The sequence below is a fragment of the Pantoea eucrina genome, from assembly GCF_020079945.1.
In the GTDB taxonomy this organism is placed as follows: domain Bacteria; phylum Pseudomonadota; class Gammaproteobacteria; order Enterobacterales; family Enterobacteriaceae; genus Pantoea; species Pantoea eucrina.
Window position 1 is genome coordinate 1,281,125 of sequence record NZ_CP083448.1, and the last position, 24,376, is coordinate 1,305,500.

Consider the following 24,376-nt stretch of genomic DNA (forward strand, 5'->3'; position numbering starts at 1 on the left):
CCTGTCCATGAAATAAGTGCTGCAAGCATCCTTAATTCATTAACTAAAAGCAATGAGCCTTACTTTTCTATAAAAAAGCGGATCGTTGTCAAAATTTTAAAATAGCGGCGCGCTACTGCTTCAGTAATATTGACTGAAAGCAGGGCATTTTAAGGTAATAAATATAATTACTACACAGGATGAGGCATTATTGAGTGTCGGGCGTAAACAAATGTAAATGGGAGGGCTGGCAGCTGCGGTGCTGCCAGCCTGAGTATCAGGAAAATCGCCGTAAAGAAAAGGGCGTAAGATCGAAACTGAAAGGTTTATCCTGAGCAAATTCGCTGGCAAGCTCGCCCAGAACGCTGGCAAATTTAAAACCGTGACCGCTAAGGCCGGTAATGATTAAGCGGTTGGGTTCATCCGGCAGGGTATCGATAATAAAATCTTCATCAGGGGTATTGTCATAGCTGCACGCCTCGCCGTGTAAACAGACGCCGACGCCGGGCAGGAACTGCCGCAAAAAGCGAAACGCTTCGCTGCCATCTGAGGCCACAGCACCAAAAGGTTTGCGATCCTGCGGGGTCTGCATGACCTGACCACCATCGTGCCGGCCCACTTTAAGGGCGTTATTATCTGCCGGAAACCCGTAAAAGTGACTGCCGTCTGGCGTCTCTACGGTAAAACCGGGAAAGTGATTGTTTTCACTGTAGCGGCCGTCAGCCTGATACCAGGCAAACACTTTACGCACTGGCGTAACCGGCAGATCGGCTATTAGCTCGCTGACCCAGGTACCGGCGCTGACCAGCAGCTTGCGCGCACGATAGATCCCATCCAGCGTGGTGACCTGCTGCAGCTCGCCGTCGCGACCGATATCGCTGACCGGGCAATTAAACAGCTGTGCACAGCCAGCCTGTTCAGCCAGTTTTATCCAGCTGCGCACCGCCTCTTCACATTTCAGATAGCCCGACTTCGGCTCAAAGACGCCGATGTAGCCATCCGGCACGGTAAACTGCGGCCAGCGCTGTCGCACCTCATCCGCCTGCAGTAGCTGGACATCCAGCTGCCAGGTTTTCGCACTGTGAATAACGTTCTCAATGAATGGCGAATGAGCGGGTGCCAGGTTGAGAATGCCGCTGCGATGCATGATACGCTCGCCGCTCTGCTGCTCCAGCGCATCCCACAGTGACTGGGCGCGCAGTACCAGCGGCACATAACGCTCTCCTTCACCATAGGCGTGGCGAATCAGGCGGGTCTCGCCGTGATGTGTTCCCTGCTGATGCGGGGGATGCGCGCTGTCGATCATTAGCACCGATAAGCCAGCCTGCGTAGCGTAGAAACCCGCAGCGGCCCCGACTGACCCACTGCCCACGATAATCAGATCGTAAACCATGACACGAACACTCCTGCAAAACGGCGAAATTTTTCAACAGCATACCAAAAGCGGGAGCGATATGAAAAAGGCACCCGATGGGTGCCTTTTTCGCGCAACAGGAACGGTCAGTGCTTGCGACTATCGCGCAGGTTTTGCTCAGTAGATTCTATTTTAGCAATGCCAGCTTCCAGTATGGAGATAAACTGTCTGGCAACGTCAGTGGTTAACCAGTAGGTCAAACCGACGTCAGCTTCTTCTTCTTTTTGATCCTGCGAGGAGAGCGAGTGCAGGCGTATCATCATGGCGTCATAGCTGTCAACGGTGCTGATGTCCCATCCAATCAGGGGATGAGTCTGGATGACGTCTTTATTACTGTCCATTATAACCTCCTTATTACTCGTTAAACGAAGTGCTTCTTGAGGTTCAATGCGGCTGCTACATGCACTAGCGAGCTAATTATAACATGAAATAGCGGTCAGACAGGTCAATAGTAATGAAATGCGGCTATATGACTGCGAAATGCACCAGAAAATGCTGTAAAAGCGCCGGAAGATGACGGGCTGGTTTCCTGCTACAGACGTAACCAGCCCGGCAACATTACCTGTTTTATCGGCGAAAGCGACAGAAACTTCAGCGGAACATGCCGGACTCAGTCGCGGAATATCAGGGCTGCGCTTCAGCAGAGAGCGGATCTGTGCGCTGCCGGAGCGTCTCCGCCAGGCGGAAAAATTGCTGCTGCAGCGAGGCATCGTGCTGCTGGTTCTGCGCTTCCTGCGTCAGGTTATGGGCAAGCAGCTGGACTGCGGGCGCATCGAGCGAAAGCGTCAGACTGGTAAAGGCAGTTTCAAGGACGGTTAAACGGCGCTGCTGCTCGGCAATGAGCGCCAGCAGTTCACCAAAGGTCATCGCCTCTTCGGGTTTATCTGTGATCATCTGTCAAACACCTCCTGTAAGCATGGCGAGGCAAGAATAGGGGATCGATAAACCTGAGTCTAGATGGCGGCTGTTTTTCTGGCGAGGGGAAATGAAACAAAAAAAGCCGGGGCGAAACCCGGCAAAAACGGCACATTGGCGGTTAATCGTGAGTAAACCAGTCGTCGGCGCTTTCCCAGGTTTCCTGCAGGAGATCGGTAATGCGGTCGCGTGAAGTTTTACAGCCGCCGGTCACGCTCAGCTGATTCCCGGTGGCATAGCGCACATTAACGTGGTGCTCGCCTTCAGGAAAATCGTGTGCAATACGACGGGAAAGCTCCGCGCTAAGCGCATCGAGTGCACCTGCGGGCAGCGGGCGGTTTTTCGCTACGGTAATATCGATACGCATAGACGCCTCCGGTTTAATATACTGGTTATTTGTACAGTATATTAATGCCGAAGGCAAGCAGTTATCGCTTATTCTTTAATGCGCCAGTTCAGCGTTTCGCCGGCAAGAAATGGCACCAGCGTATCGTCGCCTGCGGTGACGCTTTCAGCCACCTGCCAGGGTTCGCGGACCAGCGTCAGCGTTCCCTCGTTAAGCGGCAGGCCGTAAAAATTCGGACCGTTTTCTGAGCAGAACGCTTCAAAGTGCTGCAGGGCGTTAAGCTCTTCAAACACGGTAAGGTAGGCAGGAAGAGAGGTCGGCGCGTTGAAGACGCCCGCACAGCCGCAGCTTGCTTCTTTGGCATGCCGCAGGTGGGGCGCAGTATCGGTGCCAAGGAAAACGCGCGGATGGCCGCTGGCTACCAGCTGACGCAGCGCCTGCTGATGTGTGTTGCGCTTCAGAACAGGCAGGCAATAAAGATGAGGACGGATCCCGCCCACCAGCATATGGTTACGGTTAAACATCAGATGCTGCGGCGTGATGGTTGCGCCCAGCAGCGCGTTGCCCTCAGCCACATAGTCAGCGGCCTCTTTTGTGGTGATGTGCTCCATGACTACTTTCAGGCCGGGAAACTGCTGGCGCAGCGGATGCAGTACGGTCTCAATAAAGCGCGCTTCGCGATCAAAAATATCAATGTGGGAATCAGTGACTTCACCATGCACCAGCATCGGCATACCAATCTGCTGCATGCGATCCAGCACCGCAGCAATCGCCGAGGTGTTTGTTACGCCGTGGCTTGAGTTAGTGGTAGCGTGTGCCGGATAGAGCTTGGCAGCGGTGAACACGCCCGCGCGAAACCCCGCTTCAATCTCATCGGGTTCGAGTGAATCGGTCAGATAGCAGGTCATCAGCGGCGTAAAATTGTGCGCAGCGGGCAGGGCGGCAAGAATGCGCGCGCGATACTCACGGGCCGCCGCCACGCTGGTGACCGGCGGCACCAGATTTGGCATGACAATCGCCCGGCCATTCACGGCGCTGGTATAGGGCAGTACGCTTTCAAGCATCACGCCGTCGCGCAGGTGGATATGCCAGTCATCAGGGCGGCGAATGGTGATGTGCTGAGGTTGAGAGGTCATGGTCAGGCTCCGGCTTAAGTGAAAACAGAATGGCGCATTCAGGCCGGGGCGATATCTTAAGCGGGCAGGCAACCGTTTGCACGGCTTTTTATCGCCGGAAAGCGATGACCCGTGCGGCCAGATAAACGCTGGCCGCACGGGACGGTATCAGTCGGTGAAAGGGATCACCAGCTGACCCGGTTTGACTTCCAGTCCTTTCGCCAGCTTTTTCGCCAGCGCTTCGCCTTTACTGCGGTCAGCGCTCAGCAGGTAGGCGGGCCGTTCATTGAAATAGTGCTGCAGGGACTGATTGAGATAGGGGGTCAGCGTTTTCACAATCGACGCCATTTTTTCCGGTACGACCTGCGCATCAACAATCGACAGGTTGTGCAGATAGATAGCGCCTTCCTGCGCGTTATAAACCGGCTGTGCCTTCATTTTCAGCAGCATCTCAGCCTGCTGCGGACCAAACAGTGAGGTGACATCAATTTTCGCTTTACCGGAGAGGGTGACGCGGTCAGGTTCTTCACGTCCGATTTCACTGCTGAGATCGCTGAGTACGATATGCGCATTGATAAGGCCGGATACGCCGATCTCTTTTTCAAAATTGTTGCGCTTTTGCAGCGCCTGGTTCACTTCCTGTTCCGTGATGGTGTATTGCGTCAACTGATTACAGCCGCTGAGCAGCAGCATGCCGAACAGCGCCGCGATCCCATAAAATTTCTTTTTCATTGCATCCTCGTTCCGGTGTGGCAAACAGCGCTAAGCCTGCCTGAATCGGCGCAAGGTGTCATCAGATAAGATGAGAAACCCGCGAACGGGTTCCTCCCGGTTTAACATTCAGGCGGCGATAGAAGAGAGCAGATTAACCTGCGTCTGTTTCGCCATGTTATCGCGGTAATCGGTGACGCGGCTTGGCCAGTCGATGCCGGACACCAGCGTCAGTGAGCGCAGCAGCGGGAAGAGGTTGATATCATCCTCGGACAGCTCGCCGTTAACGGCGTTAGGCTTCACAATCAGCCGATCCAGCTGGCGCAGATCGTCACTGATCTTCTTGATCAGGCCAGGCGCATGTTTACGCAGCTCGGTGAAATCACCGAGGCTCGCCTCTTTTTTATCGTGAAAATAGCGTCGCGCTTCCGGGGTGGCAAATTCAGCAAAAGCAGCATCGGCGATACGCGGGATTAAAAGCTTATTGATATAGCCGTTGACGTGGCGCAGCCAGTCGGCGATAGCGGGATTGGTTCTGCCGGTCAGCAGCGGTTCGCCATCCTGTTTGTCTACCCAATGCACAATATCCATGCTCTCCGGCATGGCGCTGCCGTCCGCTTTTTGCAATACCGGCGCCATTTTCTGGCCGATTAATTTTACCGGCGTCGCCTCGTCATCATTGAGCATAACCACCAGTTCTACCGGCAGATTCTTTAAGCCAAAAATCATGCGCGCTTTGACGCAGAAGGGGCAGTGATCGTAGATGTAAAGTTTCATCCCGTTTCTCCTGTGGTTTTCCGGGTGAGGGATTCACCCTTTTTCCGATCCTGCCGGAAGTATGGAAGAGAACCGTGGAAGGGGCAAACCCTGCCCCTGTTCAGCAACGTTGTGTCGCAGCCTGTGGGGCGGTTATAGTGGAGAAAACGCCAGCGGCGTTCCGCTCTCTTTCGCTAAGGATTTCAGGAGATTCGATGTTTGGCTATCGCTCTGCAGGCCCGCGCGTGCGGCTTACGACCGATCGTCTGGTGGTGCGTCTGGTGCATGAACGCGACGCCTGGCGGCTGGCAGACTATTACGCAGAAAACCGCGCGTTCCTCAAACCGTGGGAGCCGGTGCGCGATGACAGCCACTGCTATCCCTCCGGCTGGCAGGCGCGGCTCGGCCTGATTGGCGATCTGCATAAGCAGGGCTCAGCTTTCTATTTTGTGCTGATGGACCCCGATGAACATGAGATCCGCGGCGTGGCAAATTTCAGCAACGTGCTGCGTGGCTCCTTTCACGCCTGCTATCTCGGCTATTCGCTGGGCGAAAAGTGGCAGGGGCAGGGCATGATGTTTGAAGCGCTGCAGTCGGCTATTCGCTATATGCAGCGACAGCAGCGCATGCACCGCATTATGGCTAACTATATGCCGCACAATCAGCGCAGCGGCGATCTGCTGGCACGGCTCGGCTTCGAGCAGGAAGGCTATGCAAAAAACTATCTGCTTATTGATGGCTGCTGGCAGGATCACGTACTGACGGCGCTGACCTGGCACGCGTGGACGCCGGATAAGCGCACTCAATTTTAAAAGGAAACGGATCCATGAAAATCGCGCTCTCTTCCCAGGCGCTACGCGTGCTGGGTGCGCTGCTGGAAAAGCAGATCGCTACGCCTGAATATTACCCTCTGTCGCTGAACGGTGTGGTAGCCGCCTGTAATCAGAAATCGAACCGCGAGCCGGTTATGACGCTCAGCGAAGAGGAGGTGCAGGCGCAGCTGGATGAGCTGGTTAAAAAGCACCTGGTCACCGCCAGCAGCGGCGCCAGCCAGCGAGTCAGCAAATATGCGCAGCGCTTCTGTAACTCTGCGTTTGGTCAGCTGCAGCTCAGCGCCGCCGAAGTCGCGGTAATGACCCTGCTGCTGCTGCGCGGGGCGCAAACGCCAGGCGAGCTGCGTACCCGCAGCGGCAGGCTGTATGAGTTCAGCGATGTCAGTGAGACCGAACAGACGCTGGAGGAGCTGATGAGCCGGCAGGAGGGACCGCTGGTGGCAAAAATGGCGCGTGAGCCGGGCCGTCGCGAAAGCCGCTACCGGCACCTGCTGGCCGCAGAGGAGACGACCTGCTCGCCGTCTCCCGCCGCCGGTGAAGCGGAGCTTAGCGATCGGGTTGCCGCGCTGGAGCAGCAGGTGGCTGAACTGCAGATGCAGCTGACTCAGCTGCTGGCACAGGAGCATTAAGATGACGCTGCGAATTGGTATTGCCGGTTTAGGCGGGATTGCGCAGAAAGCCTGGCTGCCGGTGCTCTCGCAGGCAGAAAGCTGGCAGCTGGTGGGGGCGTTTTCACCCAATCAGGTTAAGGCGGAGGCGGTATGCGCCCGCTATCGTATTCCCTGTTTTGACCGGCTTGGCGCCCTGGCCGCCGCCTGCGACGCCGTGTTCGTGCACAGCAGCACCGCCTCACATTTTGACGTGGTTCAGGCGCTGCTGCTGGCGGGCAAAGATGTCTGCGTGGATAAGCCGCTGGCAGAGACGCTGCAGCAGGCTGAAGCGCTGGTCGCGCTGGCGGAAAAACGCCAGCGCAAACTCATGGTGGCGTTTAACCGGCGCTTTGCCCCGCGCTATCAGCAGCTGAAGCAGGAAATGCCGCGCGCCGCCTCGCTGCGGATTGAAAAGCATCGCATGGACAGCGTGGGTCCGCAGGGGCTGCGCTTTACGCTGCTGGATGATTATCTGCACGTGGTGGATACCGCCCTGTGGCTGGCGGGGGGCAAACTGCAGCCGGGTGATGGCCATATCCGGACCACAGATGAAGGCGCACTGCTCTACGCAGAGCACCATTTCAGCGCCGGCGGGCTGCAGGTCTCGACCAGCATGCACCGGCGCGCCGGCACGCAGCGGGAGGTGGTCACCGCGGTCTGCGACGGAGACTACTACCAGATTGAGGAGATGCGCGACTGGCAGCAGGAGAACAGCCGCGGGCTGCTGCGTGAGGTGCCGCCTGCGTGGCAAAGCCATCTGACGCAGCGCGGTTTTACCGGCGCGGCGCATCACTTTATCCGCTGCGTGGAAAATCAGACTATGCCTGAAACCAGCGGCGAGCAGGCGCTGGTGGCGCAGCGTCTGACAGAAAAACTGATCCGCGAGGTGGAGCGGGAATAACGCCTTGTAACACTCGGTACTGGTCATTTGCCGCGACCTCAGTAGACTAACGCCGGGCATCGCGGATGCCCGTGCTGCATGGCGCTTTTTCCCGACTTTTTCAGGACGCACCCTTCATTATGAATTTGCTAAAATCGCTGGCTGCGGTCAGTTCGATGACCCTGTTTTCCCGCGTGCTGGGCTTTGCCCGCGATGCCATTGTGGCGCGCGTATTTGGCGCCGGGATGGCGACGGATGCGTTTTTTGTAGCGTTTAAGCTGCCCAACCTGCTGCGCCGGATTTTTGCCGAGGGCGCGTTCTCGCAGGCGTTTGTCCCGATTCTGGCGGAGTACAAAGCGAAGCAGGGTGAAGAGGCGACGCAGGTCTTTGTGGCGTATGTGTCAGGCCTGCTGACGCTGGCGCTGGCTGTGGTGACGGTACTGGGCATGCTCGCCGCGCCCTGGGTGATTATGATCACGGCCCCTGGCTTTGCGGATACCGCCGATAAATTTGCCCTCACCAGCGCGCTGCTGCGGGTGACGTTCCCCTATATTATGCTGATCTCGCTGGCGTCGCTGGCGGGGGCGATCCTCAACACCTGGAATCGCTTTTCGGTTCCGGCGTTTGCGCCCACGCTGCTGAATATCAGCATGCTCGGCTTTGCGCTATTTGCCGCACCGCACTTTAATCCGCCAATTATGGCGCTGGCGTGGGCGGTGGTGGTAGGCGGCGTGCTGCAGCTTGGCTACCAGCTGCCGCACCTGAAGAAGATTGGTATGCTGGTGCTGCCGCGCATTAATCTGCGCGATGCCGGCGTCTGGCGCGTGATGCGCCAGATGGGACCGGCGATCCTCGGCGTATCGGTCAGCCAGATTTCCCTTATCATCAATACCATTTTCGCCTCCTTTCTGGTGTCAGGTTCCGTCTCCTGGATGTACTACGCTGACCGCCTGATGGAGTTTCCCTCTGGCGTGCTGGGCGTGGCGCTGGGGACCATTCTGCTGCCGTCGCTGGCGAAGAGCTTCTCCAGCGGCAATCAGGCTGAGTATTCGCGGCTGATGGACTGGGGATTGCGCCTCTGTTTTCTGCTGGCGCTGCCCTGCGCGGTGGCGCTGGGCATTCTGGCCGGACCGCTAACGGTGGCGCTGTTTCAGTACGGGAAATTTACCGCGTTTGATGCGGCAATGACGCAGCGCGCGCTGATCGCCTATTCCGTCGGCCTGATGGGGCTGATTGTGGTCAAGGTGCTGGCGCCAGGATTCTACTCGCGGCAGGATATTAAAACGCCGGTGAAGATAGCGATAGTGACGCTGATTATGACGCAGCTGATGAATCTGGCGTTTATCGGTCCGCTGAAACATGCGGGGCTGTCGCTGTCGATTGGGCTGGCGGCCTGCCTCAACGCCGCGCTGCTCTACTGGCAGCTGCGCAAACAGGATATTTTTCAGCCACAGCCAGGCTGGATGGGTTTCTTATTACGCCTGTTTATCGCGGTTGCGGTCATGGCCGCCGCGCTGCTGGGGATGCTGCAGGTGATGCCTGCCTGGGAAGAGGGCGAGATGGCCTGGCGGCTGGTGCGCCTGGCGGCGGTCTGTGCCGTCGGCGGGGGAGCCTATTTTGTGGTGCTTGGCGCGCTCGGGTTCCGGCCGCGCGATTTTGCCCGCCGCACCGTTGCCTGAGTGTGCATTGCCAGGGCAGCCCGGCTGCCCTGGTCGCGGCTAAGGCGTCAGCCTTTGCTGCGCAGCGTGGCCTGGCCCAGTCCGCGTCCGTCCGGGCCATAAAATGCCTGGGTCTGATGCGGCTTCAGCACCTGCAGCGCATCGCGGGTAAACGCGACCTGATGCTGCAGTAGCAGTCCGTTATGCTGATTGGCGTCGCGCAGCTGCTGCGTGACGCGCGCGATAGTGGCCCAGCGCCGGGCGATATCCTGCTGACCGCGATAGGGCGCCTCTATACCGAGCGTTTTCTCCGTATTATGGCGCATCTCATCCAGATAATTTAAGGTTGTCAGCAGCGCGGCTTTATCTTCAGTAATGCGCTGCAGCAGGTTGCCGTTAACCTGACCGGCTGCGAGCTGCTGCTGCTCTTCCTCAATGATCTGAGTCAGTGAAGCCAGTACATCCTGCATTTTATCCAGGGTGGTCAGCAGATTATCCATCGGGATCAGTAGCCTTCTAAATATTTCCGGGTATCGGCAATTAATGCATCCGCAATTTTGCCGGTATCCATTTTCAGATCGCCATTGCGGATGGCGGTTTTTAACTGCTCAACGCGAGCGGTATTAATATCGCGACTGCTGGGCTCCAGCAGCTGTGCCTGACTTGAGCTCAGACTGACTTCGGCACTCTTTTCGCTGGCGGCAGGGGCGGCCGGCGCGGAGTTCTGACGGATTCTGCCTGCGTTGTCGCTGGCGTCACGGGGTTGTACCGTGCTGACCGGTTTTGACGGTTCGGTTTTGTCGACGTTCATGGCTTGGCTCCTGTAAGTACAGTGGAATGCGCCCACTGAATCGGCATAGGGTTATATTTTAGCTGTTATCTCTATCGGCTGAACACCTCTGTTCTTTAGCGCTTTAGAGTGATATCAGAATATTCCCATCCTCGCCGACGCGACCGCTTACCACCTGACCATTTCCCATACGTACCCGCACCGTCTGCGCGACGCCGGCATTGCTCAGCGCGCGGCCTTCGCTGCTGGCATTAAAGCCGTCGCCGCTCGCCGTGACCATCACCGACTGACCGGTTTTAACCCGCCACGGCTGGCGCAGCATTGAGGCGGTAACCGGCTGCCCGGGCGGTATATCCCGCAGGGCAATCGCCTCTGCGAGATGCGTGCCGTCAACCAGCGCGCGAGCCGGCAGCGTATCGAGCCGGCCCGTTTCCGTTCTGAAATCAGCCGCGCTGACGGCAGTGCCGCGCGTGAGCTGGTGATTCGCGACCAGATAGTCACCGGTCACCTGCACCTGCACCTGCAGATAGCGGCGATTTTGTCCGCAGCTGGCGGCAATGCTCAGATTACCCCACTGACGGCTGTTACCGGGCAGCTGCAGCTGCGGCGTCTCACAGGCGGGCCACTGTGCGGATGGGGTACGAACAATAACCACCATGCCAGCGGCGTGCTGCGGATCGCGCGCTTTAAAATAGGATGTCAGCTGCGCGTTCAGATCGGCCGCATAGCCTGGCAGCGCCAGCAGCAGTACCGCCAGAAACAGCCCTTGTGATGCTCTGCGCATAACGCCTCCCACTGAAAGTTGCTGATGAGTCTACCCGCTGCAAAAAAAAATCAAGGGTAAAAATAGCCGTGGTTTTTGCTGTTATTCAGACGATCGCCCTTGCAATCCCCCGATTAAGCTGTCAGCTCAAAATTTTCATTCGCGGAGGAAGCATGCTCGACAAACTCGATGCCGCACTGCGATTCGGTACCGAAGCGTTAAACCTGCGTGCACAGCGTCAGGAGATTCTGGCGTCAAATATCGCTAATGCGGATACCCCCGGGTATCAGGCGCGCGATATCGACTTTGCCAGCCAGCTGAACAAAGTGATGCAGAACGGCCGCGCGCAGGGCAGCGGTCTGGCGCTGAATGTGACCTCATCGCGCCATATTGAAGCACAAACGCAGGCGCAGCCCGCAATGGATCTGCTGTATCGCATTCCCGACCAGCCCGCTGCAGATGGCAACACGGTCGATATGGATCGCGAGCGTACGCAGTTCGCCGATAACAGCCTGAAGTATCAAACCGATCTCACCCTCATCAGCAGCCAGATTAAAGGCATGATGAGCGTACTGCAGGGGCAATAAGCATGGCATTGCTGAATATATTTGATATCGCCGGCTCGGCGATGACCGCGCAGTCGCAGCGGCTTAACGTCAGCGCCAGTAACCTGGCCAACGCCGACAGCGTAACCGGACCGGATGGACAGCCTTACGTGGCGAAGCAGGTTATTTTCCAGACCAATGCCGCCCAGGGCGCGGCCACCGGCGGCGTTAAAGTGGCGGGCGTGGTCAACGATCCCACGCCCGCAAAACTGGTCTATGACCCGGGCAATCCGATGGCCGATCAGAAAGGCTACGTCAAAATGCCCAATGTGGATGTGGTCGCTGAAACGGTCAACACCATGTCTGCGTCGCGCAGCTATCAGGCCAACGTCGAAGTCCTGAACACAGTGAAGTCGATGATGATGAAAACGCTCACCATCGGGCAGTAACGGAGAGATACGATGAGCTTAACCGTAGGCATTAAAGACAATCTCGACCCGACGATCCTGAGTTCCGGCTCGGCCGGCACCGGTAACAGCGCACAGGAGCTGCAGAACCAGTTTCTGAACATGCTGGTGACGCAGATGCAGAACCAGGATCCGACCAATCCGATGGATAACAGCCAGCTCACCACGCAGCTGGCGCAGATCAACACCCTGAGCGGGATTGAGAAGCTGAACACCACGCTGGGATCGATTTCCGGCCAGATTAGCACCAGCCAGTCACTGCAGAGCTCAACGCTGATTGGGCATGGCGTGATGGTCAAAGGCGATCAGGTGCTGGTCGGTAAAGGCAGCACGACGCCGTTTGGTGTGGAGCTGGGCACGGCGTCAACCGGCACCGGCGTGACCATCAAAGATGCCAACGGCAACGTGGTGCGTAACATCGATCTGGGCGGCCTGACCGCAGGGGTACACACCTTCTCCTGGGATGGCAAGCTCGATGACGGCAGCGTCGCGCCGGATGGCAAATATTCTGTAGCACTCGCCGCCAGCAATGGCAGCACACAGCTGGTGGCACAGCCGCTGAACTACGCCTATGTCAATGGCGTCAGCACCGTGAACAACACCGCGAAACTGGATCTCGGCACCATGGGCTCCGCGACCCTCGATGAAATTCGTCAGATTCTCTGACTAACCCCTTAGCAGGAGAGATTACATGTCTTTTTCACAAGCGGTGAGCGGCCTGGGTGCTGCTTCCAGCAACCTTGATGTCATTGGTAACAACATCGCCAACTCCGCCACGGCGGGCTTTAAGTCGAGCACCATCGCCTTTGCCGATATGTTCGCAGGCTCTAACGTCGGTATGGGAACCAAAGTGGCGGCGGTGATCCAGAACTTCAATGACGGCACCACCACCTCAACCAGCCGCGGGCTGGATGTGGCGCTGAGCGGTAACGGCTTCTTCCGTATGACCGACGCCAGCGGCGGCGTGTTCTATTCACGCAACGGTCAGTTTACGCTGGATGAGAACCGTAACCTGGTGAACACCCAGGGGATGAAAGTGACCGGCTATCCGGCAAACGGCACCCCGCCAACCATCCAGAACGGTGCGAACCCGATTGCGCTGAGCATTCCCACCACGCAGATGTCAGCGCGCGCCACCAGCAGCGCGACGCTGGTGTCTAACCTGAACTCAACCGATGCGATCCCGACCGTCACGCCGTTTGATACCAGCAAAGTGGACAGCTATAACGCGAAAAGCACCGTGACCGTGTATGACTCGCAGGGTAACGATCACGCGCTGGATCTCTACTACGCCAAGAGCGCGGATAATACCTGGGCGGTGCACGCGATCGACTCTACCACCGGTAAAACCGCCGGTAACTTTACGATGACCTTTGACACCAGCGGCAAGCTGACCTCCGCTAACACCATCGGCCTGACCATTGACGGCTCTAACGGTGCCGCAGCGGGCCAGCCGATTGCACTGAGCGTGCTAGGCAGCCTGCAGCAGAACACCGGCGCGACTAACTTTGGTAACCCGACGCAGGATGGCTATGCGCCTGGCGACCTCACCGGCTACACCATTAACGATGACGGCACCATCAGCGGGACTTACTCCAACCGTAAAACCCAGCTGCTGGGTCAGATCGTGCTGGCGAGCTTCTCTAACCCGGAAGGGCTGAAGTCAGAAGGGGATAACGTCTGGTCCGCCTCCAGCTCATCCGGGCAGGCGGCTATCGGTCTGGCCGGTACCGGCACCTACGGCAGCCTGACCTCTGGTGCGCTGGAAGCCTCCAACGTCGATCTGAGTAAAGAGCTGGTGAATATGATCGTGGCACAGCGTAACTACCAGGCGAATAGCCAGACCATTAAAACCCAGGATCAGATCCTTAACACCCTGGTTAACCTTCGTTAATACGCTAACGGGATTGCTTTATGGATCACGCAATATATACCGCGATGGGCGCGGCCAGTCAGACGATGGAGCAGCAGTCTGTTACCGCCAGCAACCTCGCCAATGCTTCGACACCGGGCTTCCGGGCGCAGCTGAATGCGCTGCGCGCGGTGCCGGTCAGCGGCTGGTCTCTGCCAACGCGCACGCTGGTAGCCGCCTCAACGCCGGGTGCCGATATGACGCAGGGTTCGCTCGACTACACCGAGCGTCCGCTGGATGTAGCGGTACAGCAGGATGGCTGGCTGGCCGTACGCACCGCGGATGGCAGTGAAGCCTATACCCGTAACGGGAATATGCAGATCAGTCCCACCGGTCAGCTGACCATTCAGGGCAATCCCGTCATGGGTGACGGCGGACCGATTGCGGTGCCGCAGGGTGCCCAGCTCACCATCGCGGCAGATGGCTCGATCACCGCACTCAATGCTGGCGATGCGCCTAACGCCACGGTTCAGCTCGGCCGGCTCAAGCTGGTGCGCGCCACCGGGCAGGAGCTGACGCGCGGTGACGACGGCATGTTTCGCCCCAGCGCGGCGACCCAGGCGCAGCGCGGTGCTGCGCTGGCTAACGACGCGACGGTGCAGGTGATGCCGGGCGTGCTGGAAGGCAGCAACGTCAAGCCGGTTGAAACCATGGTCGATATGATCGCCAACGCCCGACGGTTTGAGATGCAGATGAAAGTGATCTCAAACGTTGATGAAAACGAACAGCGCGCTAATCAGCTGCTCAATATGAGCAGCTAAGGCGTAAGGAAAACAGAATGATTCGTTCTTTATGGATCGCGAAAACCGGTCTTGACGCACAGCAAACCAATATGGACGTCATTGCCAACAACCTGGCAAACGTCAGCACCAACGGCTTTAAGCGTTCGCGCGCGGTCTTCGAAGATCTGATGTATCAGACGCTGCGTCAGCCTGGTGCGCAATCCTCTGAGCAGACTACGCTGCCGTCTGGTCTGCAGATCGGTACCGGTGTACGCCCGGTTACCACTGAGCGTCTGCATAACCAGGGCAACCTGTCGCAGACCAGCAACTCAAAAGATGTGGCGGTAAACGGACAGGGTTATTTTCAGGTGCAGATGCCGGATGGCACCTCTGCCTATACGCGTGATGGCTCTTTCCAGGTGGATCAGAATGGTCAGCTGGTGACCAACGCCGGGTTCCCGGTACAGCCGGGTATCACGATCCCGGCAAACGCCACCAGCATCACGATTGCCCGCGACGGTGTGGTTACGGTGACGCAGCAGGGGCAGGCGCAGCCCGCACAGGTGGGCCAGCTCACGCTGAGCACCTTTATGAACGATGCCGGTCTCGACAGCGTCGGCGAGAACCTCTATCAGGAGACGCAGGCGTCCGGCGCGCCTACTGAGAGCACGCCTGGTCAGAACGGCGCAGGCCTGCTCTATCAGGGATATGTGGAAACCTCAAACGTCAACGTGGCGGAAGAGCTGGTGACCATGATCCAGACGCAGCGCGCGTATGAAATTAACAGCAAGGCGATCAGTACCTCCGATCAGATGCTGCAGAAACTCACCCAGCTTTAACGCCGGGATCGTTGGGCCACTCCGCTGGCCCGATTAAGAACATACAGAAGGTCAGAACTCCGTGGCGAAGCAAGCGATTCTCAAGCCTGGTCATTGGTTAGTAGCGACGCTGCTACTGACGCTCAACGGTTGTGCGCTGGTGCCGCGCACGCCACTGGTACAAGGGGTAACCACGGCAGAACCTACGCCGTCTGCGCCACCGGTGGTGAACGGCTCTATTTTTCAGGGCGTTGCGCCGCTGAACTACGGCTACCAGCCGCTGTTTGAGGATCGTCGTCCACGCAATATTGGTGACACGCTGACCATCACGCTGCAGGAGAACGTCAGCGCGAGCAAAAGCTCCTCCGCCAGCGCTAACCGCAATGGCAGCAACAGCTTTGGCGTAACCGGCGTGCCGACCGGGCTGGAAGGCCTGCTGGGCGCAGGCGGTGAGAAAGCCGCACTGAGCGCCGGCGGCAAAAATGATTTTGCAGGTAAAGGGGGCGCCACCGCCAACAACACCTTTACCGGTACCATCACCGTGACCGTGAATCAGGTGCTCTCTAACGGCAACCTGCGCGTCGTGGGTGAGAAACAGATTGAGATTAATCAGGGCACCGAATTTATTCGTTTCTCTGGCGTGGTCAATCCGCGCACCATCAGTGCCAGCAACGCCGTGCTCTCTACTCAGGTGGCCGATGCGCGCATTGAGTACGTAGGTAACGGTTATATCAATGAGGCGCAGACTATGGGCTGGTTCCAGCGCTTCTTCCTGAACATCTCGCCGATGTAAGAGGTCATGATGAAAAAAAGTATTTTGCTGCGCGCGGGTCTCGGTTTACTGCTCGCTGTCAGCAGTCTGATGGCGCAGGCAGATCGCATTCGCGATTTGACCAGCATCCAGGGCGTGCGCGAAAACCAGCTGATTGGCTATGGGCTGGTGGTGGGACTGGACGGTACCGGAGATCAGACCACCCAGACACCGTTCACCACCCAGACGGTCAGCAACATGCTCTCCCAACTGGGGATCACCGTGCCGGCTGGCACCAATATGCAGCTGAAAAACGTGGCGGCAGTAATGGTGACAGCGAAGCTGCCTTCGTTTGCCCGTCAGGGACAGACGCTGGACGTCGTGGTCTCTTCGCTGGGTAACGCCAAAAGCCTGCGCGGCGGTACGCTGCTGATGACGCCGATGAAAGGGGTGGATAATCAGGTGTATGCGCTGGCGCAGGGAAATATTCTGGTTGGCGGCGCGGGCGCGTCGGCCGGCGGCAGCAGCGTACAGGTTAACCAGCTTAACGGCGGCCGTATTACCGGCGGTGCCACCGTTGAACGCGAGCTGCAGAGCAACTTTGGCAGCCAGAACACCATTAACCTGCAGCTGAATAATGAAGATTTCACCATGGCGCAGCGCATTGCGGATGCCATCAACAGCCGCGGCGTCGGGTCGGCACTGCCGCTGGATGCACGCACCGTGCAGATCCGCGTCTCACCCAACAACAGCTCTCAGGTGCGGGCGCTGGCGGAGATCCAGAACATCGATGTCTCTGTGCCGCTGGAAGATGCCAAAGTGATCGTCAACTCACGCACCGGCACGGTGGTGATGAACCGCGAGGTTACGCTGAACACCTGTGCAGTGGCGCAGGGGAATCTGTCGGTGACGGTGAATCAGCAGCAGAACGTCAGTCAGCCTGATACGCCGCTGGCCGGCGGGCAGACGGTGGCGACAACGCAGACGCAGATCGATCTGCGGCAGAGCGGTGGCGCACTGCAGCGCGTCAACGCCAGCGCAAATCTGAACAATGTGGTGCGTGCCCTGAATGCGCTGGGTGCAACGCCGATAGAGCTGATGTCGATTCTGCAATCGATGGAGAGCGCAGGCTGTCTGCGCGCGAAGCTGGAAATCATCTGATGACCGATATGCAATCGCTGAACAATGCGGCGTATGACAGCCGCTCGCTGAACGAGCTGAAACGCCAGGCCGCTGCCGATCCCAAAGGAAAAGCGCTGCAGGTGGCGAAACAGGTAGAGGGCATGTTTGTGCAGATGATGCTGAAAAGCATGCGCGACGCGCTGCCGCAGGATGGCGCGCTGAGCAACGACCAGACGCGACTCTACACCTCGCTCTACGATCAGCAGATTGCGCAGGATATAGGCAAACGCGGACTGGGTCTGGCTGACACGATTGTCAAACAGATGCAGCCCGCGCAGGCACCGGATGAGCGGGCCGGCACGCTGCCGATGAAGCTGGATAACAGCTTTATCTACAGCAGCAGCAACAGCGTGCCAATGCAGCTGGAACAGATTGTGCGCAAAGCGGTACCGCGTCTGCCGGTAACGCCTGCGAACCTGCCTTCTGACAGCAGTGAGTTTATCGCCCAGCTGGCGCAGCCGGCGAAACTCGCCAGCCAGCAGAGCGGTATACCGCACCACCTGATTCTGGCGCAGGCGGCGCTGGAGTCGGGCTGGGGTCAACGTCAGATCCTGACCCGCGACGGCAAGCCGAGCTATAACGTGTTTGGTATCAAGGCGAGCGGCGACTGGAAAGGCGAAACCACGGATATCATGACCACCGAGTATGAGGCGGGTGAGGCGAAGAAAGTGCGCGCCAGCTTCCGCGTCTATGGCTCCTACCTTGAGGCGCTGACCGACTATGTGCGCCTGCTGTCGAAAAATCCGCGCTATGCGGCGGTCACCAGCGCGCCGAGTGCTGAACAGGGCGCGCGCGCGCTGCAGGCGGCGGGTTACGCTACCGATCCGAAATATGCGCAAAAACTGGTGGGAATGATTCAGCAATTCAAAAACATGGGCGAAAAAGTCGTAAAAGCTTACGGCCAGGATATCACCGATCTGTTCTGACGTCTTAGCCTCAAGTTTCCCTTAAGCACGCCGATAACCTTCATATGTTGCGGGCGCCTGCCGTCCCACAACTGCACTGATGACTGCCAGCCCGGTTAACGGGAAAGAAAGGAACCGAGATGTCCAGTATAATTAACTCCGCAATGAGCGGGCTGAGCGCCGCACAGGCCGCATTAAGCACCACCAGTAACAACATCAGTAACTATACCGTGGCGGGCTACTCGCGGCAGACTATTCTGCTGTCGCAGGCTAACAGCACGCTGCAGGGCAACAGCTATTATGGCAACGGCGTGAATGTCAGCGGCGTACAGCGTGAGTATGATGAGTTCATCACGACGCAGCTGCGTGGCTCCAGCGCCAGCTACAGCGCGGTCAATACCCAGCATAATCAGATCTCCAATATCGACGATCTGCTCTCTACGTCTACCACCAGCCTCTCAACATCGATTCAGAGCTTTTTTACCAACGTACAGAACGTGGTCAGTAACGCCAACGATCCGTCAGCGCGTCAGTCGATGCTGAGTTATGCCCAGGGGCTGGTTAATCAGTTCCAGACCACGTCGCAATACCTTAATAACATGCAGACCAGCGTGAATACCGATATCGCTGCCAGCGTCGATCAGGTCAATACCTTTACACGCCAGATTGCCGACCTCAATACGCAGATTGCAAAGCTCACCACCGGCGGTGGCGCTGCGCCTAACGATCTGCTGGATCAGCGCGATCAGCTGGTCAATAGTCTGAACAACGTGGTGGGCGTGAAAGTTGCGCAGCAGGATGGGAGCTATATCGTCTCAGCAGGCAATATCACCCTGGTTAACGGTCGTAATGCGACCAGCCTGGTGGCGATGCCTTCGGGCGCCGACTCTACGCGCCTTACCGTTGGCTACAGCGACAAACAGGCCGGTAACGTAGCGATCCCGGAAAAAACGCTGACCACCGGCTCGCTGGGTGGATTGCTGGCGTTTCGTACGCAGGATCTGGACGGCGCCCAGAACCAGCTGGGCCAGCTGGCCGCAGCGTTTACCACCGCATTTAACGACGTGCATCAGGGCGGTTTTGACAGCGAAGGCAACGCAGGAAAAGCGTTCTTTACTATCGGCAGTCCGGATGTGGTCAGCAACCTGAAAAACACCTCAACGGCATCGGTCAGCGCCAGCTGGAGTGACGCCAGTGCCCTGAAAGCGTCCAACTATACCGTTAGCTATGAGAGCGGCACCTGGTCCGTTACCCGTGCTGCCGATAACGTGCGTTTTGACGTAGCGCCGGCGGCCGACGGCACGCTGAATTTTGATGGTCTGCAGCTGACGGTCAGCGGCAGCGCGAAGAGCGGTGACAGTTTTCTGGTTAAGCCGGTACAGAACGTGATTGGCGGCATGTCGGTTGCCATCACCAGCGAGTCAGAGATCGCAGCAGCAGCAGCGAAAGGCAGCGGCGAAAGCGACAACCGCAACGCACAGAAGCTGCTCGATCTGCAGGACAGCAAGCTGGTTAACGGAAATGCAACGATTGCGCAGGCTTATGCCAGCCTTGTCAGCAGCGTAGGTAACAAAACCAACTCGCTGGAAACCGCCAGCACCACGCAGAAAAACGTGGTCACGCAGCTGAACAACCGGCAGCAGTCCGTCTCCGGCGTTAACCTTGATGAAGAGTACGCCAACCTGACGAAGTATCAGCAGTTTTATATGGCGAATGCGCAGGTATTGCAGACCGCCAGCGCGGTGTTTAATGCGCTGATGGGCATTCGCAGCTAAGCAGAGGAGAGAAGAAAGTGCGTCTTAGCTCAAGTATGATTTTTGACCAGCAGGTGCGCGGGATCACCGACTCGCAATCCTCCTGGCTGAAGGTAGGCCAGCAGCTGGCAACCGGGCTGCGGGTCAGTAATCCCTCTGACGATCCTATCGCAGCCTCACGCGCGGTGGTGCTGTCACAGTCGCAGGTAAAAAGCAGCCAGTATGCCACGGCACGCAGTTTTGCTAATCAGAGCCTCTCGATGGAAGAGAATGCGCTCTCCAGCGTGGTCAGTACCATACAGGATGCGCAGACCACCATCGTAAATGCCTCCACCGGCACCCTGAGTGATGAAGATCGTGGCTCCCTGGCTACGCAGCTGGAAGGGCTGCGCGCGCAGTTGCTGAACCAGGCAAACAGTCAGGATGGTAACGGGCGCTATATTTTTGCCGGCTATAAGACCGATGCGCCGCCGTTTAGCGATAGCAGCACCGGCGTGGCCTATGTGGGCGGGGATGAGCCGATTACGCAGAAAGTCGATGAAAGCCGCACCATGCAGGTGGGCAGCACCGGTAAGTCCGTGTTTATGGCGATCACCAGCAATGCAAAGCCAGAGCCTGATAACGGCACCAGCGAGACCAGCCTGTTCAGCATGCTCGACAGCGCAATCGCCGCGCTGAAAACGCCGCAGGATAACGCGGACGACGCCACAAAGCAGGCGTTTCAGGCCGCAATGGATAAAACCAACCGCGGGCTGAGTAACTCACTTAATAACGTGCTGACGGTACGTTCTGCTGTGGGGATCCAGATGGCTGAGGTGAGTGCGCTCAATCAGCAGGGTGACGATCGCAATACCATCATGACCACGCAGATGAGCGATCTGGTACAGGTTGACTACACCCAGGCGATCTCCAGCTACACCATGCAGCAGACAGCCCTGCAGGCGTCGTATAAAACCTTTAGCGATATGTCAAAGATGTCGCTGTTCCAGCTTAATTCGTAACTGACCTGACATTCAGCGTACTTAACCGGGTGCGCTTGTTTTTCCCATCGCCTTCGCGGGCGGTGGGTTTTTTTTGGCTGCGGTTCAGGCCGCTCCCGGTAAACAGCAGGCAATAAAAAACCCCGGACCAGCCGGGGTTTTGTTTTTTTATCCGCGCAGAGTTACACGCTGTCCGGACGGGTTGCCGGTGCGGTAGCCTGATGCGTCGCGCTGTGACCACCGGCAGAGCCGCGGCCTTCAAAGCTGAACGGCGGACGTACCCAGTCGCTGTGACGTGCCGGCTCTGGTTCCCAGGCCGGTGCTGGCGCGCGGGTCATTGGTGCCGTGGCGTGCAGCTTAAAGCGTGACTCTGACTGTTCAACTGACACATCGCGTGCCGGAACCGGCGCATGAGGTTCAGCCACTGGCGCAGCAGGGGCTTCCGCCGCGACTGGCGCTGACAGCACCTTTTCAACCTGCGTTTCAACAGCAGGAGTCACATCCGCCGGTGCCTGTTCTGCTGCGGCAGCGGCTTCGGTCACAGTTGGCTGTACCGCATCCTGCACAGCAGGCTGTGGCGCTTCTTCTGACACGTTCTCAGTTACGATCGCAGGCTCGGCTTCCGCAGCCGTCTCCTGCGCCACCGCTTCATCGGCGGCAGAGATAACGGCAGGCTCATGATCAACCGGCGCGGCAACAGGGGTCAGGTCATCGGTGTTTACCACTGGCACTTCGGTGTGCGCCTGCGGTTCAGCCTGATGTACAACCTCTGACGTTTCAGGCTGCGGCACGCCCGCTGAGGCGGCTTCGGCAGCCACCGGCAGCGCGTCTGCTGCATCCTGATAACCATATTCGGTCATTTCGTTCAGCGGCGCCTGAGAGGTGAACTGCTCGTGCGTCTGCGTAACCGGATAGGAAACCCAGACTTTACCTGATGCCATCTCTGGCGAGGCGGCTGCAGCTTCAAGCGGCATCGGCGACTGCAGCGGATAGCGCTCATCGCGATAGCGACGGCGGCGCTGACCACTGACGCGCAGATGACGCGGAGAACGACGTGAACGGCGTGGCATGTTCGCGCCTTCACGGTTCTCGTTATCATCCTGCTCATCACTCATTTCCGGCTGCTCAGCGGTGTTAACCGGCGGTGCAATCTCCGCTGCTGCCTCTGGCTGCGCTGCGGCTGGTGATGCTTCCATAACCTCGCCACTGCGGATACGCTGAGTCAGCTGACGCGGCTTGCGACGTGGCATGACCTGAACGCGCTCTTCTTCCTGTACCGCTGCGTCAACTGCAGGGATCTCTTCGGTTGTAACGGACTCAACGGCTTTCTCTTCCTGCTGCTGAGCACGCTTCTCTTCCTGACGACGACGCTGACGCTCGGCACGCTGTTCGCGACGTTGCTGCTGCTGTTCATCGCGCTGCTGCTGCTGCTCTTCAGTCAGGACCGGGCGCTCGGCACGCGGCTCGTTCGGACGCTTGTTGCGACGATTCTCCTGATTGTCACGCGGTTCACGATTTTCACGTGGCTCACGGGCTTCACGCGGCTCGCGCGCTTCACGGGGCTCACGGGCTTCCCGTGGCTCGCGCGCTTCACGCGGCTCACGGTTCTGAGCCTGCTCGCCATTACGCGGCGTGCGATCGCGACGATTATTGTTGCGACGGTTACGGCGTTCACCACGCTGCTGCGTGCTGCTCTCTTCTTCTGCCGGCTTACTCGCCTGCTGAGGCTGTGCTTCCGCCGGGGCTGCTGCCGGAGTATCACCTGCAAACAGCTTTTTCAGACCGTTAAGCAGACGACTCACAAGACCCGTATTGACGGTGGCAGCCGCAGCCGCAGGACGCGCTGTAGTCTGTGCGGTTGGCTCGCTTTTCGCTGCAGGTTTTTCGGCAGTGACTTCAACCGGTGCAGGCGGGGCATCTGGCATCACAAAGGCGGCCAGTGCAGGCTGTTCCGGACGACGGCGCTCGGCGTGATCCTCTTCTGATGGCAGCGCCATTTCAGCTTCGTGCAGCTTCGGCAGATGATAAGAGAGCGTTTGTGTCTCTTCACCTTTGCGCACGCGCAGCACGGAGTAGTGCGGCGTTTCCATTTGATCGTTAGGCACGATAATGGCGCGTACGCCACCCTGACGCTTCTCGATCGCACTCACCGCTTCACGTTTTTCGTTCAGCAGGTAGGAGGCAACCGGCACCGGCACAATGGCGTGTACTTCTTTGGTGTTATCTTTCAGCGCTTCTTCTTCAATCAGACGCAGAATAGAGAGTGACAGTGATTCGTTATCGCGGATGGTACCCGTACCGCTACAGCGCGGGCAGACGTGATGGCTCGACTCACCCAGTGACGGGCTGAGACGCTGACGCGACATCTCCAGCAGACCAAAACGGGAGATATGACTAATCTGAATGCGTGCACGATCCTGACGTACCGCTTCGCGCAGCCGGTTCTCTACGGCGCGCTGATGACGGACCGGCGTCATATCGATAAAGTCGATAACGATCAGGCCACCGAGGTCGCGCAGGCGCAGCTGGCGGGCAATCTCATCGGCTGCTTCAAGGTTAGTATTGAAGGCCGTTTCTTCGATGTCGCCGCCGCGGGTTGCACGAGCGGAGTTGATATCGATCGCGGTTAACGCTTCGGTGCTGTCGATAACAATTGAGCCGCCAGAAGGCAGACGGACTTCACGCTGGAAGGCGGACTCGATCTGCGACTCAATCTGGTAGTGGCTGAACAGCGGAATTTCACCGGTGTAGAGTTTGATCTTGCTGCTAAAGTCAGGGCGGCCCAGCGCAGCGATATGCTGACGCGCCAGCTCCAGCACTTTAGGATTATCGATAAGAATTTCACCAATGTCCTGACGCAGGTAGTCGCGGAAAGCGCGCACAATGACGTTGCTTTCCTGATGGATCAGGAAGGGTGCAGGACGGCTCTCTGCCGCTTTTTTGATCGCTTCCCAGTGCTTGAGACGGAAGCTCAGATCCCACTGCAGCGACTCAGCTGATTTTCCCACGCCTGCGGTGCGTACAATCAGGCCCATGCCTTCCGGCAATTCCAGCGCGGAAAGTGCCTCTTTCAGTTCAGTGCGGTCATCGCCTTCAATCCGGCGGGAGATGCCTCCGGCGCGCGGGTTGTTAGGCATCAGAACCAGGTAGCTGCCTGCGAGAGAGATAAAGGTAGTAAGTGCAGCGCCTTTATTACCGCGCTCTTCTTTATCAATCTGAACGATCACTTCCTGGCCTTCACGCAGCACATCTTTGATGTTAGGACGGCCGTGCGCGTTGTAGTTAGCTGGGAAGTATTCGCGGGAAATTTCTTTCAGAGGGAGGAAACCGTGACGCTCAGCGCCATAATCGACAAATGCCGCTTCAAGGCTGGGTTCAACGCGGGTGATTTTACCTTTGTAGATATTGGCTTTTTTCTGCTCGTGTCCGGGGCTTTCGATATCCAGATCGTACAGACGCTGACCGTCAACAAGGGCAACGCGCAACTCCTCCTGCTGAGTTGCGTTAATTAACATTCTTTTCATCGTGAC

Annotated in this window: 26 protein-coding genes; 15 read left to right on the forward strand and 11 right to left on the reverse strand. The window is 57.9% G+C overall.

Going from position 1 to position 24,376, the window contains the following annotated elements:
- Nucleotides 1–256 precede the first annotated feature (256 nt).
- From solA to grxB, 7 genes are all read right to left on the reverse strand, one after another.
- The gene (gene solA, locus LAC65_RS05965) at nt 257–1,372 is read right to left on the reverse strand and encodes an N-methyl-L-tryptophan oxidase (RefSeq protein WP_039383761.1); all 1,116 of its coding nucleotides are present in this window, start codon (nt 1,370–1,372) and stop codon (nt 257–259) included.
- 107 nt (nt 1,373–1,479) lie between these two features.
- Nucleotides 1,480–1,734, reverse strand: a complete 255-nt coding sequence (gene bssS / locus LAC65_RS05970; protein ID WP_039383762.1) for a biofilm formation regulator BssS — start codon at nt 1,732–1,734, stop codon at nt 1,480–1,482.
- 283 nt (nt 1,735–2,017) lie between these two features.
- Nucleotides 2,018–2,287 (reverse strand): hypothetical protein, encoded by a 270-nt coding sequence (locus tag LAC65_RS05975; RefSeq protein WP_039383765.1) that lies wholly within the window; start codon nt 2,285–2,287, stop codon nt 2,018–2,020.
- 142 nt (nt 2,288–2,429) lie between these two features.
- Complete coding sequence (dinI, locus tag LAC65_RS05980) at nt 2,430–2,675, reverse strand: DNA damage-inducible protein I (protein ID WP_039383767.1); 246 nt, start codon at nt 2,673–2,675, stop codon at nt 2,430–2,432.
- A 68-nt stretch (nt 2,676–2,743) separates the two neighbouring features.
- Nucleotides 2,744–3,790 carry a dihydroorotase gene (pyrC, locus tag LAC65_RS05985; protein ID WP_039383769.1) on the reverse strand — a complete coding sequence of 349 codons (1,047 nt, stop codon included), beginning with the start codon at nt 3,788–3,790 and terminating at the stop codon, nt 2,744–2,746.
- A gap of 147 nt (nt 3,791–3,937) precedes the next feature.
- A complete protein-coding gene (locus tag LAC65_RS05990) occupies nt 3,938–4,501 on the reverse strand; it encodes a lipoprotein (protein ID WP_039383772.1) in 564 nt (187 codons plus the stop codon).
- Nucleotides 4,502–4,609: 108 nt separating this feature from the next.
- Nucleotides 4,610–5,257 (reverse strand): glutaredoxin 2, encoded by a 648-nt coding sequence (gene grxB, locus LAC65_RS05995; protein ID WP_039383774.1) that lies wholly within the window; start codon nt 5,255–5,257, stop codon nt 4,610–4,612.
- A 194-nt stretch (nt 5,258–5,451) separates the two neighbouring features.
- Between grxB and rimJ the strand changes: the two genes are divergently transcribed.
- The 4 genes from rimJ to murJ all read left to right on the forward strand — a co-directional run bounded on the left by rimJ (nt 5,452) and on the right by murJ (nt 9,278).
- On the forward strand, nt 5,452–6,048 hold the full coding sequence (gene rimJ / locus LAC65_RS06000; protein WP_039383776.1) for a ribosomal protein S5-alanine N-acetyltransferase: 597 nt from the start codon (nt 5,452–5,454) through the stop codon (nt 6,046–6,048).
- A gap of 14 nt (nt 6,049–6,062) precedes the next feature.
- A complete protein-coding gene (locus tag LAC65_RS06005; RefSeq protein WP_039383778.1) occupies nt 6,063–6,698 on the forward strand; it encodes a YceH family protein in 636 nt (211 codons plus the stop codon).
- 1 nt (nt 6,699) lies between these two features.
- The gene (locus LAC65_RS06010; protein WP_039383780.1) at nt 6,700–7,620 is read left to right on the forward strand and encodes a Gfo/Idh/MocA family protein; all 921 of its coding nucleotides are present in this window, start codon (nt 6,700–6,702) and stop codon (nt 7,618–7,620) included.
- 119 nt (nt 7,621–7,739) lie between these two features.
- Nucleotides 7,740–9,278, forward strand: a complete 1,539-nt coding sequence (gene murJ, locus LAC65_RS06015) for a murein biosynthesis integral membrane protein MurJ (protein ID WP_039385797.1) — start codon at nt 7,740–7,742, stop codon at nt 9,276–9,278.
- Between the two features lie 47 nt (nt 9,279–9,325).
- Here murJ and flgN read toward each other — a convergent pair whose 3' ends face one another.
- The 3 genes from flgN to flgA form a co-directional block, all read right to left on the reverse strand.
- Nucleotides 9,326–9,757 (reverse strand): flagellar export chaperone FlgN, encoded by a 432-nt coding sequence (gene flgN / locus LAC65_RS06020; protein WP_039383782.1) that lies wholly within the window; start codon nt 9,755–9,757, stop codon nt 9,326–9,328.
- 5 nt (nt 9,758–9,762) lie between these two features.
- Nucleotides 9,763–10,068, reverse strand: coding sequence for a flagellar biosynthesis anti-sigma factor FlgM (gene flgM / locus LAC65_RS06025; RefSeq protein WP_039383785.1), 306 nt, complete (start codon nt 10,066–10,068; stop codon nt 9,763–9,765).
- Between the two features lie 103 nt (nt 10,069–10,171).
- Nucleotides 10,172–10,831, reverse strand: coding sequence for a flagellar basal body P-ring formation chaperone FlgA (flgA, locus tag LAC65_RS06030; protein WP_039383788.1), 660 nt, complete (start codon nt 10,829–10,831; stop codon nt 10,172–10,174).
- Nucleotides 10,832–10,983: 152 nt separating this feature from the next.
- Between flgA and flgB the strand changes: the two genes are divergently transcribed.
- The 11 genes from flgB (at nt 10,984) to flgL (ending at nt 20,867) form a co-directional block, all read left to right on the forward strand.
- Entirely contained in the window at nt 10,984–11,397 is a 414-nt protein-coding gene (flgB, locus tag LAC65_RS06035; RefSeq protein WP_039383791.1) for a flagellar basal body rod protein FlgB, read from the forward strand.
- Nucleotides 11,398–11,399: 2 nt separating this feature from the next.
- Nucleotides 11,400–11,804, forward strand: a complete 405-nt coding sequence (gene flgC, locus LAC65_RS06040; RefSeq protein ID WP_039383794.1) for a flagellar basal body rod protein FlgC — start codon at nt 11,400–11,402, stop codon at nt 11,802–11,804.
- 12 nt (nt 11,805–11,816) lie between these two features.
- A complete protein-coding gene (gene flgD / locus LAC65_RS06045) occupies nt 11,817–12,488 on the forward strand; it encodes a flagellar hook assembly protein FlgD (RefSeq protein ID WP_039383796.1) in 672 nt (223 codons plus the stop codon).
- A 25-nt stretch (nt 12,489–12,513) separates the two neighbouring features.
- On the forward strand, nt 12,514–13,716 hold the full coding sequence (gene flgE, locus LAC65_RS06050; protein WP_039383799.1) for a flagellar hook protein FlgE: 1,203 nt from the start codon (nt 12,514–12,516) through the stop codon (nt 13,714–13,716).
- A gap of 20 nt (nt 13,717–13,736) precedes the next feature.
- The gene (locus tag LAC65_RS06055) at nt 13,737–14,495 is read left to right on the forward strand and encodes a flagellar basal body rod protein FlgF (protein ID WP_039383802.1); all 759 of its coding nucleotides are present in this window, start codon (nt 13,737–13,739) and stop codon (nt 14,493–14,495) included.
- Nucleotides 14,496–14,512: 17 nt separating this feature from the next.
- Nucleotides 14,513–15,295, forward strand: coding sequence for a flagellar basal-body rod protein FlgG (flgG, locus tag LAC65_RS06060; protein WP_039383803.1), 783 nt, complete (start codon nt 14,513–14,515; stop codon nt 15,293–15,295).
- Nucleotides 15,296–15,356: 61 nt separating this feature from the next.
- The gene (locus LAC65_RS06065; protein WP_039383804.1) at nt 15,357–16,067 is read left to right on the forward strand and encodes a flagellar basal body L-ring protein FlgH; all 711 of its coding nucleotides are present in this window, start codon (nt 15,357–15,359) and stop codon (nt 16,065–16,067) included.
- Between the two features lie 69 nt (nt 16,068–16,136).
- A complete protein-coding gene (locus LAC65_RS06070) occupies nt 16,137–17,186 on the forward strand; it encodes a flagellar basal body P-ring protein FlgI (RefSeq protein WP_233207422.1) in 1,050 nt (349 codons plus the stop codon).
- Complete coding sequence (flgJ, locus tag LAC65_RS06075; protein ID WP_071668730.1) at nt 17,186–18,133, forward strand: flagellar assembly peptidoglycan hydrolase FlgJ; 948 nt, start codon at nt 17,186–17,188, stop codon at nt 18,131–18,133. The genes LAC65_RS06070 and flgJ overlap by 1 nt, the downstream gene beginning before the upstream one ends.
- A 119-nt stretch (nt 18,134–18,252) precedes the next feature.
- The gene (gene flgK, locus LAC65_RS06080) at nt 18,253–19,887 is read left to right on the forward strand and encodes a flagellar hook-associated protein FlgK (RefSeq protein WP_039383813.1); all 1,635 of its coding nucleotides are present in this window, start codon (nt 18,253–18,255) and stop codon (nt 19,885–19,887) included.
- A 17-nt stretch (nt 19,888–19,904) separates the two neighbouring features.
- Nucleotides 19,905–20,867 carry a flagellar hook-associated protein FlgL gene (flgL, locus tag LAC65_RS06085; protein ID WP_039383815.1) on the forward strand — a complete coding sequence of 321 codons (963 nt, stop codon included), beginning with the start codon at nt 19,905–19,907 and terminating at the stop codon, nt 20,865–20,867.
- A gap of 161 nt (nt 20,868–21,028) precedes the next feature.
- On the opposite strand, the gene rne is transcribed toward flgL, so the two are convergent.
- On the reverse strand, nt 21,029–24,370 hold the full coding sequence (gene rne / locus LAC65_RS06090) for a ribonuclease E (protein WP_039383818.1): 3,342 nt from the start codon (nt 24,368–24,370) through the stop codon (nt 21,029–21,031).
- Nucleotides 24,371–24,376: the final 6 nt, after the last annotated feature.

Excerpts from the sequence above, each read along its gene's own strand:
- solA (WP_039383761.1), bottom strand. The coding sequence starts at position 1,372 with ATGGTTTACGATCTGATTATCGTGGGCAGTGGGTCAGTCGGGGCCGCT.
- bssS (WP_039383762.1), bottom strand. The coding sequence starts at position 1,734 with ATGGACAGTAATAAAGACGTCATCCAGACTCATCCCCTGATTGGATGG.
- LAC65_RS05975 (WP_039383765.1), bottom strand. The coding sequence starts at position 2,287 with ATGATCACAGATAAACCCGAAGAGGCGATGACCTTTGGTGAACTGCTG.
- dinI (WP_039383767.1), bottom strand. The coding sequence starts at position 2,675 with ATGCGTATCGATATTACCGTAGCGAAAAACCGCCCGCTGCCCGCAGGT.
- pyrC (WP_039383769.1), bottom strand. The coding sequence starts at position 3,790 with ATGACCTCTCAACCTCAGCACATCACCATTCGCCGCCCTGATGACTGG.
- LAC65_RS05990 (WP_039383772.1), bottom strand. The coding sequence starts at position 4,501 with ATGAAAAAGAAATTTTATGGGATCGCGGCGCTGTTCGGCATGCTGCTG.
- grxB (WP_039383774.1), bottom strand. The coding sequence starts at position 5,257 with ATGAAACTTTACATCTACGATCACTGCCCCTTCTGCGTCAAAGCGCGC.
- rimJ (WP_039383776.1), top strand. The coding sequence starts at position 5,452 with ATGTTTGGCTATCGCTCTGCAGGCCCGCGCGTGCGGCTTACGACCGAT.
- LAC65_RS06005 (WP_039383778.1), top strand. The coding sequence starts at position 6,063 with ATGAAAATCGCGCTCTCTTCCCAGGCGCTACGCGTGCTGGGTGCGCTG.
- LAC65_RS06010 (WP_039383780.1), top strand. The coding sequence starts at position 6,700 with ATGACGCTGCGAATTGGTATTGCCGGTTTAGGCGGGATTGCGCAGAAA.
- murJ (WP_039385797.1), top strand. The coding sequence starts at position 7,740 with ATGAATTTGCTAAAATCGCTGGCTGCGGTCAGTTCGATGACCCTGTTT.
- flgN (WP_039383782.1), bottom strand. The coding sequence starts at position 9,757 with ATGGATAATCTGCTGACCACCCTGGATAAAATGCAGGATGTACTGGCT.
- flgM (WP_039383785.1), bottom strand. The coding sequence starts at position 10,068 with ATGAACGTCGACAAAACCGAACCGTCAAAACCGGTCAGCACGGTACAA.
- flgA (WP_039383788.1), bottom strand. The coding sequence starts at position 10,831 with ATGCGCAGAGCATCACAAGGGCTGTTTCTGGCGGTACTGCTGCTGGCG.
- flgB (WP_039383791.1), top strand. The coding sequence starts at position 10,984 with ATGCTCGACAAACTCGATGCCGCACTGCGATTCGGTACCGAAGCGTTA.
- flgC (WP_039383794.1), top strand. The coding sequence starts at position 11,400 with ATGGCATTGCTGAATATATTTGATATCGCCGGCTCGGCGATGACCGCG.
- flgD (WP_039383796.1), top strand. The coding sequence starts at position 11,817 with ATGAGCTTAACCGTAGGCATTAAAGACAATCTCGACCCGACGATCCTG.
- flgE (WP_039383799.1), top strand. The coding sequence starts at position 12,514 with ATGTCTTTTTCACAAGCGGTGAGCGGCCTGGGTGCTGCTTCCAGCAAC.
- LAC65_RS06055 (WP_039383802.1), top strand. The coding sequence starts at position 13,737 with ATGGATCACGCAATATATACCGCGATGGGCGCGGCCAGTCAGACGATG.
- flgG (WP_039383803.1), top strand. The coding sequence starts at position 14,513 with ATGATTCGTTCTTTATGGATCGCGAAAACCGGTCTTGACGCACAGCAA.
- LAC65_RS06070 (WP_233207422.1), top strand. The coding sequence starts at position 16,137 with ATGGCGCAGGCAGATCGCATTCGCGATTTGACCAGCATCCAGGGCGTG.
- flgJ (WP_071668730.1), top strand. The coding sequence starts at position 17,186 with ATGACCGATATGCAATCGCTGAACAATGCGGCGTATGACAGCCGCTCG.
- flgK (WP_039383813.1), top strand. The coding sequence starts at position 18,253 with ATGTCCAGTATAATTAACTCCGCAATGAGCGGGCTGAGCGCCGCACAG.
- rne (WP_039383818.1), bottom strand. The coding sequence starts at position 24,370 with ATGAAAAGAATGTTAATTAACGCAACTCAGCAGGAGGAGTTGCGCGTT.